This window comes from Tateyamaria sp., assembly GCF_039940735.1.
Classification (GTDB): domain Bacteria; phylum Pseudomonadota; class Alphaproteobacteria; order Rhodobacterales; family Rhodobacteraceae; genus Tateyamaria.
Window position 1 is genome coordinate 1 of sequence record NZ_JBDVGB010000012.1, and the last position, 12,070, is coordinate 12,070.

General features: G+C 53.2%; 9 protein-coding genes and 1 pseudogene. 5 read left to right on the forward strand and 5 right to left on the reverse strand.

All coding sequences use genetic code 11. From position 1 onward, the window contains the following. Window positions 1–420, forward strand: a pseudogene (locus tag ABJF76_RS01820) (calcium-binding protein); the annotation flags it as partial. A gap of 67 nt (window positions 421–487) precedes the next feature. Here the strand turns inward: ABJF76_RS01820 and ABJF76_RS01825 are convergent. From ABJF76_RS01825 to ABJF76_RS01835, 3 genes are read right to left on the reverse strand one after another with little or no spacing between them, the layout of a single operon-like run. After that, entirely contained in the window at window positions 488–1,384 is an 897-nt protein-coding gene (locus ABJF76_RS01825) for a sulfotransferase (protein ID WP_413822455.1), read from the reverse strand. Window positions 1,385–1,395: 11 nt separating this feature from the next. Continuing rightward, on the reverse strand, window positions 1,396–2,085 hold the full coding sequence (locus ABJF76_RS01830) for a sulfotransferase family protein (protein ID WP_348336943.1): 690 nt from the start codon (window positions 2,083–2,085) through the stop codon (window positions 1,396–1,398). Window position 2,086: 1 nt separating this feature from the next. Next, window positions 2,087–2,749 (reverse strand): hypothetical protein, encoded by a 663-nt coding sequence (locus tag ABJF76_RS01835; RefSeq protein WP_413822456.1) that lies wholly within the window; start codon window positions 2,747–2,749, stop codon window positions 2,087–2,089. A 319-nt stretch (window positions 2,750–3,068) separates the two neighbouring features. Here ABJF76_RS01835 and ABJF76_RS01840 point away from each other — a divergent pair, with 319 nt between their 5' ends. Continuing rightward, window positions 3,069–3,695 (forward strand): hypothetical protein, encoded by a 627-nt coding sequence (locus ABJF76_RS01840; RefSeq protein ID WP_413822457.1) that lies wholly within the window; start codon window positions 3,069–3,071, stop codon window positions 3,693–3,695. A gap of 13 nt (window positions 3,696–3,708) precedes the next feature. Here the strand turns inward: ABJF76_RS01840 and ABJF76_RS01845 are convergent, their stop codons facing one another. Together ABJF76_RS01845 and ABJF76_RS01850 are read right to left on the reverse strand one after the other, a co-directional pair. After that, window positions 3,709–4,755: a DUF2793 domain-containing protein gene (locus tag ABJF76_RS01845; protein ID WP_413822458.1), complete on the reverse strand. Its 1,047-nt coding sequence runs from the start codon at window positions 4,753–4,755 to the stop codon at window positions 3,709–3,711. A 152-nt stretch (window positions 4,756–4,907) separates the two neighbouring features. Further along, window positions 4,908–5,978 carry a calcium-binding protein gene (locus ABJF76_RS01850; protein ID WP_413822459.1) on the reverse strand — a complete coding sequence of 357 codons (1,071 nt, stop codon included), beginning with the start codon at window positions 5,976–5,978 and terminating at the stop codon, window positions 4,908–4,910. Window positions 5,979–6,656: 678 nt separating this feature from the next. Here ABJF76_RS01850 and ABJF76_RS01855 point away from each other — a divergent pair. The 3 genes from ABJF76_RS01855 to ABJF76_RS01865 form a co-directional block, all read left to right on the forward strand. After that, window positions 6,657–7,730: a sulfotransferase family protein gene (locus ABJF76_RS01855; RefSeq protein WP_348336836.1), complete on the forward strand. Its 1,074-nt coding sequence runs from the start codon at window positions 6,657–6,659 to the stop codon at window positions 7,728–7,730. An 8-nt stretch (window positions 7,731–7,738) separates the two neighbouring features. Beyond that, window positions 7,739–9,373, forward strand: coding sequence for a glycosyltransferase (locus ABJF76_RS01860; protein ID WP_413822460.1), 1,635 nt, complete (start codon window positions 7,739–7,741; stop codon window positions 9,371–9,373). A 250-nt stretch (window positions 9,374–9,623) separates the two neighbouring features. Continuing rightward, the coding region (locus ABJF76_RS01865; protein ID WP_413822494.1) for a calcium-binding protein at window positions 9,624–12,070 on the forward strand (2,447 nt) is incomplete at its 3' end.

The window sequence follows — 12,070 nt, forward strand, 5'->3', positions numbered from 1 at the left end:
GGCAACGACACTGTCGCAGGCGGTAACGGAGTGGATCACGGGTTCCTTGGCAACGGCGACGACCGCTGGTTTGACAATGACCAGGTGCAGTTTGGCAACGACTTTGTGGTCGGTGGCGGCGGCAATGACTGGATCCAAGCAAGCGGCGGCAATGACACGCTGGCGGGGGGCGCGGGGGCGGATACATTCGTGCTGGCCGCCAGCATCAATGACGACATGATCACCGATTATGACGTGGGCACGGATGACCTCGATATTAATGCCAACCTGTGGAACGGCACGTTGAACCAAGCGCGGCTGGACGCGCTGACCAGCGTACAGAACGGCAATCTGGTGTTTGATTTCGACAACGGCGACAGCCTGACGTTGAACGGGGTGACATCAACCGCGGGTTTGTTGGGCGATATCGAACTTATCTAAGGCGCGCCCCTGTCTTGGGGCACGCACCCACAGACGAAGACCGGCGCGGATAACGCGCCGGCTTTAGCTATTCAGGCTTAAATCCGGGCCAAGCTTGCGACACAACGTCAGCACCAAACTTGTCCGCACAGAACGCATATGTGGCACTATAGGCCTGGCGTACTTTTTCCCACTCTGCGGGGTCAGGTTCTACGCTGCGCGGAGACGCATTTGCCTTAAAATCAAGGTTGGGAGCGGCAAAAGAAATGTCCAGAAAGTCGCAGAGGTTGCGGACACCTTGTTCGGAAATAAACGTCTCGTAAAATCCAAACAAACAGTTTTCCGCGCCAAAGGCACTTTCGATCTTGGGAACCATATCCTCGTATCGTGTTCTGATTTGACACCAATTCGCGACTGCTGCCTCTGCGAATTTGTCACTCGGATCCTGAATGTCAGTTTCACCGGCATTTGCCTTGTTACGGGCACCCATGCGTATTGCGGAATAGCACCGCTCAACAGGATCGCGCATAAGGAAAAGTGCTTTGGGTTGATACCCGTCAGCTTCAAGAATATCCCATGTTTCCTTAAGGTTTTCGGTGCTCAAATTAGAATATTCTGGTGTGATATCGCTCACAACTTTCGCATCAGGATTGTTTTCAAACAGCCGTCTAAAATAGTTCAAATAGTACTTTAGATCATGATCTGCCGCCAAGTAGTCGACCGCATACATAAGCCTATTATCCCCGCCGGGTATGGATTTTCCCTTTTTGATGCGCCATGCATAGCGCTTCAACTCTTCCTCAAGCGCTTCAATCTTATGTGCAATGCGAATCTCCACGCCTTGGCGCCCTGAAAAGTAATTCGTGAGAACAGACAGCTCTTTTACAATCCCAGTCGCACATTCAGGGTGCGAATTAAGATAGCTATGCGTCCACGTTGTGCCCGCCTTTTGTGCTCCCATACCAATAAGAAACGTCTTTTTCATTTTTTACCTTTTTAGGTTTCGTTTGATAAATGTGTCAGTTTTTTAGACATGACGCCTTCAATCACATCCATGTTCATCTCTTCTTCCAAAAATTCATAGAGTGGGGTTAACGCTGTCACGTCGGCAACGTAATCATCATAGTGCATCAGCAATCCACGATCGGAATGCTTGATGAGATAGTTTTTATAGAGCTGCTCTGCCTTTTCTAGAATTTTTAATACGGCTTGAGGTGGCCTCTCAGCCCACCAACCAGATTTTGCGACACTGGCATGATCCCGCGTGTTGAAAATAAATTTCGCGTTCGGGAAATATTTGTGCATGAAGTCCAAATAATGCATGAACATATTTGGATTTGTGTGGAACCTGATTTCCTTGAACCCTGAAACACGTACATCAGGATCTGGATTCAGCACTGTCTCTGTAAAGCACTTGGCCAGACCATGCCCGAATCTGTCGGGGTCAATAAGTTCCCCGCCAAACCAAGGGTGTGTCTGATTGGAAGTTTCCTGTGCAGCACGCATGCCCTTCAGTGGGTCAGAGGCCTCGATGTTACGCCATGCCTGCATCATGTGAAGCAACGCATTGTTGTTTTCACCCCGGATTTGATAGCCGGGGATCGCATTCATCAAGTTTTGCAGCAGTGTCGAACCAGATCGCCCATATGTAACGATGAATACAAAACGATCCGGCCCCTTAGACATATCAGACACTCTCGGACACAGCCTCTTTTAGCGTTGGTCGTGTGTTCAGCAGGTGTTGCCACCCCTGTTTGTTGATGCTTTCAACGCGATCATAAAGGTCAAAATCGGATGCAAGTGTTGTGCGGATATCGGCAACCAGCTCGTCCGAAATCGGGTCGGAAATCTTTTCGACAGCGCTTTTGTTTTTGTGGGGCAACGACGTTTGAATCCCGAGCTGAGACCCGATTTTTTCAAACTGTGCGGCCAGATCTTCGTAGGGAATAAGGTAGTCGATCAGAAGCTCACCATTATGTTTGGTGAAAAAGTTGGACTGCTTCATGCGTTTGCCCTTGCGCGCGGCTGGGCCTGCTTTGTTGTCCCAAAAAGCCTGAAACGTCATGCCCGCGTCGATAGACCCGTTGCCAAGCCGGTATCGATACCACGACTGCACCCACGACAAAGGCTCGCGTATGATCCCAAACTTGAAGAACGTGCTTGGCGCATACTTCGGGCGGCCAAAAAGAAAATCGTATTCTTTGATCGCTTGGCGCAGGAAAATATGCTTGTTTTGCGGGCTTCCGCCTCGATAGATTTCGCACTCAGACATGATCGCTTTGTCTATCGATGTAGACGCGGTTTTAGAGTTGGCGACAAAAACAAAACGTTTCTTAACCGCTATCAACATAATATCATTCCTTGGCTTCTAACAAACAGCTGCGCAGGCAGCGGGGCCGCAGGTTCCATACAACACTTCTATGAAAACACATGTGGAGTAGCTAGCACAACACGTTACCCCAATGCGAGTACACAATTTTAAGTCTGTAGCACATCCGACAACGATGTCGAATCGCGTACCGCCAACAGTATAGTTTTACCCGGAAAGCGTCGGTTATGAGTGAAAACCCTAGTTAATCCTGACTCTAAGACGAACTGGCGGGACATCGCTGACCAGTTTTCTAGCAGAGGCCTCAAAATTTCCAGCGGTTGAACATGAACCGTTCAATGTGGACCGTGTCTTTGGGGCGATCACGTGGGATTTTCAAAAAACCGGTGATGTGGATGCGATGCGCGCGGCTGTGGTGGATGCGATCAAAGACCGCCCAAACATCAAGCACTGCGTTGAAATCATCCCTCTGGAACTGACGCGCGTCTTGATTGATGAATGCATCGCCCAGGGCTATGGTTTCATGGTTCTGACACGCAAAAACGAAGCGCGACGTCTGTTGTCATTGCTGCTTGCGCTGTCCACGGGCGCTTGGGGGCCACAGGCTGCGTCGGATATTTATCCAAAGATCATCGACGGCACCAAAAAGGCAGAACCGATCGATCTGCAAAAAGTCCAAAACCGCGTGCGTCAGGATTACTTTGCGGTCGGCCGCACCCTTAGCCTGTTGCGCAACCGCCAAGTTGATTATCAATGGCTGATCTTCGAAGAACTCTATTTCGGCGAAATCTCAATCGAACAGCAAGCCAGATCTGTTGCCGGGCGCCTTGGAATTGATATCGCCCCTGACGATGCCCGACTTGCAGCATTTTCGCAGCGCGATGGTCAAAAATCAGAAAGCATCGCGCAATACGTTAAAGGTTATGACGAAGCCGCAAAGCTGCTTGAAACGCTGTGTACGGCCTAATGCAGCAAGTCGCCTAGTCGAATTGTACAAAGAACACCGTCACAACATCTTCGGCACCGCCCGCCATATTCACAACCATGTTCAGCGCATCCCCCGCTGAAAAGGCCAAAGGGTTGGATGAAAAGTCGGCGGTTGCCGTTACAGGTGACGCCCCGGTGTGGGTCAGGGACACTTGGTGTGAAGTCTGCTCTATCTTGTTGATGGACATACTCAGCACGTTGACCCCCGCCGTTCCATCCGAAGCCGACATCGTCGCAGCCAAGACCTTGCCTGGAAATGGCATGGCCGCGCCAGCCACAATCACTGACCCGTTGCCCATGGATTGGTAATTTCCGACGTTCAGGCTCGCGGCTTCTTCACCTATAATTGCCACGATCTGCCCCCCCATAGGCCCCGCCGCAGACCCCGTTCCATTCATGCCTGACGGGAATGCCACTTTACCGCTATTCCTGTCGACGTGGATCGCCTCGGAAAAAGCAGATCCATCGGCCGATACTTTCACGGTGAAATCATCGCCCCCCGCCAACCCCATTTCGGCACGCCCGGAAAAGCCAGTTTGAAACAGCAAGGACGCCGTATCAGGCCCGGTGGACTTGTTGATCTTAAGCTGATGCCCAGCCCCTGCATGATTCAGCAGCGTTGCTTCGGACACAACGGCCAGACGGTTAACTGCGTCCGATGTGGTGCCCACTCCGACGCCTGCCAAGTTCTGAGTGCTCGCACCCGGCGCCACCCAAGCCGTCCCATTCCAGACCTTGAGCATGTCGTCACCATGATCCCAAGCGCGCCACCCAGTCTGCGGCATGACAAAGTTCCAAGCCGTGCCGTCAAACGTAGCCAAGCTGTCATCCTGACCGGCCCAGTCGTTCGTGGCCCCTTGCCCAAGGGCATAGACCTCTCCGGTTGTGGGAACGAGGGGCGGTTGTGTTGCTCCTGTTTCGACAACGTTTAACTGCACTATCATATCAAGCTGACGCAGCGCTTCGTTATGCGTGACATGTTTTTGCGCCTGCGAAGGCTGCAGATAGGGCAAAGACAGGTTAGCGGAAACTTCTGACATGGGGCGCTCACAAACAAGGAATTTGCGCCAACATGCCCAACAAAAGATTAACAAGCAGCAACACCAACGTACGGTGTCTTTGCCCAATGCAACACCGCCGACCCGTCAGACAGGTCGGCGGTGCGCTGATTTATACGCCTTCAAATACAGGATCAGAGAAAGTCGAAATCATCCGCCGTCATGTTCGCCAAGAAGGTGTTGCGGATGGTGATCGCATTCAAACTGTCATCGCCCAAGTCATAGACAATGTCCGATCCAACCTGATCGGCCGCTGCAACAAAGGCTGCAAAATCCGCCACTTCCCCGGTATTGGCCACAAACACCAACACGTCATGCTCTGCACTCGCAGCTGAGATAGCAAAGTTGTCGATCGTGTCATTGCCAAAATCGCTACCTGAGAACACGAACGTGTCCGCCCCGGCCGCACCATTTAGCATGTCATCGCCGCCCAGACCGTTCAACACGTCATCGCCAATGCCACCAAACAGACTGTCGTCGCCGTCACCGCCTGCAAGCGTGTCATTGCCATCTTCGCCCCACATCATGTCGTTGCCACGGTTGCCTTCGCCACGGTCATCGCCCGTGCCAAACAGGGCAAAGTCAGCCTTGTCATCGCCCTGGATTTCATCGTCACCGCCCAGCATGACAAAGATATCGCGCCCCGCGTTGCCGCCGGCATTGTTACCCAGATCACTGTCGAAATACACATCATCCCCAAAACCAAGGGTTTGCGTGGAATCTTCAAGATCAAGCTGGGTGTCCAGCAATTGGGTCGAGGTATACCAGATATGATCGTGGCCGTCCGTTTGCCCAAGATCGGGGGCGTCATCCCCCGCCAACACCACATTGACCGTTGGATCATCAGGGGTGTCGTCGATCTCTGGCGGGACACCGATGTTGATGAAATCGTCGATGAACGTGCCGTCACCGGCTTGGTTGGGTCCGTCGAGGTCAAAGATATCGACCGTCAGGTCAGCCAAATCGACATTTCTGAGCACCACAGTGCCGCGCGCCGTGACCAGCACGACATCGTCACCATCTTGTTCCATCAAGCTGAACAAGAATTCCGCGCTGCGCCCAACAGCAGACATGTCCAGTTTATCCAGTTCCGCGTCGAAATCCATGATCACGTCATAGCCATCTCTGGGGTTCGCGATGACGACAGCAGGCACATCCATCCACCACATCATCGCCGCTGCCACCATATGCCCCAGCAAACCCATAATCAGGGCCCATCAAAGGGATCATGTCTGCCACCGTGAAATGCAGGCCAGGCTGATAAACAAAGATGATCGTATCATCATCTGCACCGCCATCATTATAGCGGTCTTCGCCATTATCGCCGTTCAGGATATCTTGTTCGCCGGATGCACCACCACGCAAAGAGTCATCGCCGTCCCCACCGTTCAGCAGATCCTCACGCCGCCACCCAACACAGTGTCATTCCCGTCAGACCCAATGACCGTGTCCTCCCCTGCAAACAATGTGATTGAATCATCACCCGACGTACCTGGTTCGAAATCGTCATTCGCAGTGCCCAAAACATCTACCGTTTCATATCTACCCTTTGCTCAATTAATTTGTCTTCAAACTGCGCCGGTCCCCACCAGCATCACTTTAAAGTGTTTTCTTTGTCGAGCCTTAAATTACAGTCGTTGATACTCCCCATGCGTGAATTGGAAATATGGCGGAAGTTTGGAAACTGTGTTGCTGATGTAGCGCAAATTTTAGGAAACGCGCAGCCATTGCCCCAGGTCCCGCTCCTTCATGCCTTGCCACTAAGGGTGGCTATAGCTTATGTGCAGGCGCGGATATTGACCCCAGAGACCAGTTGCGGCACAGACGCAGGGAACCTGTGTAAATGGTAAGCCTGTCCGCGCCGACCAAGAAAGACGTTGTCCATGTCCAAAACCCTTTTTGTCCACATCGGCCACTACAAAACAGGGACCACGGCTCTCCAAGTTTTTTTTGAGCGTAGTGACGCATTATTGGCTGCGTCCCAGTTCGAATATCCCGACATCTGGAAGCACCATTCAAAGCACTCTGCTTTTGCATTTTCGATCCTGCGCGCCGCAGGGGTCGACAAAATCATGTATGATTACCGCGACCCAACGCCACCCCAGGCCATGTGGGCGACCCTGTTTGATCACATCCGCTCAGTTGGGCAGCAAAACACGCTGATCAGTTCCGAAGAATTCATGCGGATCGGGCAGTTTCCCAAAGCTGTCGACATCCTGCAAACCATCATGGACAACCGCCCGCCGGACCTGAATGTCAAAGCGATCGCCTATTTGCGCGACCCCGGTTCACATGTGGCTTCTTGGCACAACCAACTGATTAAAATGAAATTTCCCGTGGCGGACATCAGTGCCGCGTTGGATGGCGATATCGAAGATATCCATTTTGATTACCGCCGCGCATTGGAACCCTGGATGAAGGTCCTTGGGCGCGAAAACGTCATCATACGGCCCTATATTCGCGACCCCGACAATGCAGCAGCACTGCATTACGATCTGTGCCAAAATATCGGCATCACGGCAGCAGAGGGCGCGATCACAGTCGCAAACGATCCCAACCCCCGTTTTGACGACCGCGTCACCGAACTTGTGCGGTTGATGCAGAATATGAAATTCGCCCGCCCGACGATCAACGCAATCCGTAATCAAGCGGTGACCTACCTAAAGGCCCAGGATGCAGTGCGCTATGGCGGCTCCGATGGGATCAGCAAGGCCCGTGCTCAATCCCAAGAGGCACTGTCTTGGTTGTCTGACATTCCGAACTGTCCGCTGCCGTTGGACAGCTTTGCCACGTCCTTGCCAACGGCACCCGACCCCGAAATCGTCAATGCACAGCTTTTGCTGGGCTTTGTATTTTCCGGACTCATCCAATTGCGACAACGTACCAACAACTTGAACGTCACCGACCTTGAAACACGCATCGCTGCGCTGGAAGCCAAACTGGCAGCTAAGGAATAAGCCCCGTCATGAAAATTCTATTTTATAACTGGGTCGACTATTTAGACGACGAAAAGCGTGGCGGCGGTGTCACCGTATATCAACGAAATACGATCCAAGCGATGCGCGCCGAAGACGGCATTTCATGTGTGTTTCTATCTTCGGGCATTTCCTATGACGTCCTGCAAAGCGGGCCGCGATGGGAACGGATCAAACACGGGCCCAGCGAAGATCGCGATATCCGATTTGAAATTGTAAACTCAGGTGTGTTGGCACCTTCTCACCATTCATTTGGAGACGAACGCCAAACCACCGAACCCGCCACCACCGAAGTCTTTATGGATTTCCTGCGCAAGAATGGCCCATTTGACGTGGTGCATTTCAACAATCTCGAAGGATTGCCCGCAGACGTCCTAAAGCTCAAAGAGCACTTTCCCGAAACCCGCGTAATCTTCTCGCTGCACAATTATTACCCCGTCTGCCCGCAGGTGAATTTGTGGCACCAAGAACGCGAAAATTGCGTAGATTTCGACAACGGGCGCAAGTGCGAACAGTGCCTGCCGCACCAACATGACACCCGGATCATCGAATTGGCCAACGGGGTTGCCTTCAATCTCAAAAAGCGCGGTGTACGCCCCGGCTCAAAAATGTTCGACCGCGGCTTTGGCCCTGCGATGCGTTTGGCTGGACGGGCTGTTGGTTTTTATAATCGTCGAATCCGCAAGGGCAACGGAGGCCAAACGCCGCAAGTTGCAAGCCAAAACTCGCTGTTGCGCAGAGTCGAACGCAGCCATGTCAAATTTGCCCGCAGACGCACCGCCATGGTCGAAGCCATCAACACCCATTGCGACCGGGTGCTGTGTGTCTCTGATCGGGTTGGCGTTGTGGCCAGTAAATTTGGGATCGCACCTGCCTTGATACAAACCGGCTATATCGGCACGCAACACGCGTCAAAGTACAGTGAAACCAGCCCTAAATCGACCCTAACAAAGCCCGACGGCACCCTGACGCTCGCCTTTCTGGGGTATATGCGGCACGACAAGGGCTTCTTCTTCTTGCTCGATACGCTGGAAACCACACCCGCAGACATCGCGGCGCGGATCAATATCGTGATCTGCTCGCACTTGCTTGACCAGCACTGCATGGACCGGATCACGGCCTTGTCTGACCGCTTTGCCTCGGTGCTGTTTGCCGACGGCTACGCCCACAATCAGCTGGACGAATTGCTGTCTGATGTCGACTTGGGCGTTATCCCGGTCTTATGGGAAGACAACCTGCCCCAAGTCGCGATCGAAATGCACGCCCGCCACATCCCCTTGCTAACATCCGATCTTGGCGGTGCGCAGGAACTGGGCAATACAGCCGAATTCACATTCAAAGCCGGCGACAGCACCGACTTCATCCACAAGATCAAAGCCATGCTTGATGGCGAAGTCTGGCTGGAAGAATATTGGCAAAACGCGATGGCGCCCTACTCCATGGACGACCACCTACGTGAACTCAAAGACGTCTATGCACAGCCTGCTCGATCGATTGCCTTAATGCCATCTGCGACGCCAGAAACCAATGAAGACGACGACGCAGATCCGGTCGAAGATCCCTTTGCCGGACTAAGCGACGAAGAAATCGAAGTCGCAGAACTTAAAGCCAGTCAAGAAGGCTAGAGTAAGGCCACAAAGACGCGTGTGAAAACGCGACCTGAATTGTATTTCTTGCGGTATTTCATCCAATGCCAAACGGCATTCAACGTCTGATGCCCATCAATGCCGCCCCTTTAGGGCCGGTAATGGATAGTTATTGCCATCCTCCGCATATTATTTCACCTACAGATATCGACAGCCCTAATAACGATTGGTAACATTTTCACGACCGAATTCATCGTTACATCAAATTCAATTTCAGAAGGCTGCCCAAATGACCACATTCACTCTTTTTGGAACCAACTCAGGCTTTTTGGGCGATGGCTTCCTAGACAACGACGGTGAATCGAACGCAGACATCTTATTTGCTAACGCAACCACGATCATACTTAACAACCCTGACACCGGGATCACGACGACAATCAACGGAACAGGCTTTGCTTTCGCAGGGCCCGATGGCGAAGAACAGCCCGTTTCAGGCACCATCACTAGTTTGTCGATGTCCAGCAATAATAATACCGTCCTCGAAGGGACTATCACGGGGGTGAATTTTAACATTGTCGCATTCGCAAACTCGCTGGACGAGGTGACTGCTGGCAATTTCCAACCCTTTGCCAATCTGCTCAATGCTGATGGTCCCATCACAGTTGATGGGTCCAATGCGCCAAACGGGCTGAACATGTTCGACCTGCTGCCGCCAGAACTGACGCAACTGATCACCCAACCCTTTACCGTGATCGGATCCGGCGAGTTTGACTCACTTTACGGAGGCATCGGCAACGACTCCATCGTCGTGGGTGCGGACAACGGTGATTTCTTTGGTTCAGATGTCGAAGGGACATTAGGCAACGACACCATCGACTTTTCCAACGTCAGCAGCACTACGTTCTCATTCCTCGATTTCGAGGATCTCCTGAACGGGGCTGTGACGTTTAATGTTGATGCAATCGCCAACACAGGCACAGTCACTGGCACAGGTTTCACAACCACGTTGGTGGATTCACGTCGTGCAATGGAAGCAGACGGCCTTGGATTAGAGGGCAGTGAAAACAACGATGTATTCAACATCGTGAACAACGATGACGGCTGGTTCAATCTGTTCGGGAATGAAGGGAACGATGTCTATAATCTCGAACTCAATAGTGGTAGCCGGATCAGCTTCAACAATGGCAGCACGTCCGGTCCAGTTTTTGGCCTGATCGCAGATCTAAGTACCGGTATCGTCAGCAATGATGGTTTTGGCGGGCAGGACACAATCAACGTGACAGGTGACGGTCGACTGGAAATTCTGGCGACCGACAACAACGACAGCATCATCGGGTCAGATCGCAACGAGAGCTTCATCACCGAACAAGGCAACGACACCGTCGATGGTGGCGACGGGCAGGACCGGGTGCGCTATGACCGTTCGGGCGTGGATGCCGTCAACGTTGATCTGGCAGCACAAACAGCCAGCGGCACATGGGACGGCTTTGCCTTCACCGACACGCTGATTTCCATCGAATACGTGCGCGGCTCGCGCGAAGGCGATGACACCCTGTCAGGGGCCGCAAGCGATGACCGTTTTGAAGGCCGAGGCGGTAATGACTTGATCGACGGCCGCGCAGGCAATGACACGCTCGAAGGCGGAGACGGCAACGACACCTTGCAGGGCGGTCTTGGCGATGATGACTATTTTGGGGACGACGGCACCGATACGGCCATCATCAACGCAAATTCCGGCGCCATCTCGGTCTTTGACGCGACCGGCGGGCTGGCTGTCACAGGTAGCCAGGGCGATGATTTCATTGACGGCTCCGTAGAGTTTATCCAATTCAACGACACCACCCTTAGCTTTGCCGCACTGGCAGCCTTGACGTCGGGTGATCAGACCCTGATAGGCGATGGCGGCAATGATGAACTCGTCGGCGGCATTGGCAATGACAGCCTGGTCGGGAATGCCGGCGATGACACGCTGCGCGGCGACGACGGTGACGACTCCCTGCGTGGTGGCAATGGGAATGACCTGTTGTTTGATGGCCAAGGCAACGACAGCCTGATCGGCGGCACAGGCGATGATGTGTGGATCGCCGGTGGAGGAGAAGACACATTCAATGGTGGCAACGGCTTTGACACTGTCCTATTCGATCTGGCGACTCTGACGCCACAAAGCTTTGAAATAGAAACCAACTTGCTGACCGGCGACTCCGGTGCCGTTGGTATTTCACAAGGGCGGGATGTGCTGACAAATGTAGAAGCCGTCGAATTGATCGGCGATTTCAACATCACAGTCACCGGCAATGATGCGGCGAACGTGGTCCATACGGATTTGGGCACAGATAGCCTGACTGGCGGCCTTGGCGATGACTTGCTGATGGCAGGGGCCGGCAACGACACCCTGGTCGGCAACGAGGGTGCCGACACGCTGCTGGGCGAGAACGGCGATGACAGTCTGGAAGGTGGTCTTGACGCCGACAGCGCGTCGGGCGGCAACGGCAATGACATGATCCTTGGTGGCAGCGGCTTTGACACCCTGCGCGGCGGCAATGGTGACGACACTGTGGTTGGGGGCAACGGACGGGATTCCGTCTTTTTGGGCGAAGGCGATGACCTGTTTGTCGACAACACTCAAAGCGGCGCAAATGGCGCTGACACTGTTCTCGCCAATGCCGGCAACGATACCATTGACGGCGGTGCGGGCGATGACCGCTTTGAAGGACAAAACGGCAGTGACCTGCTGCT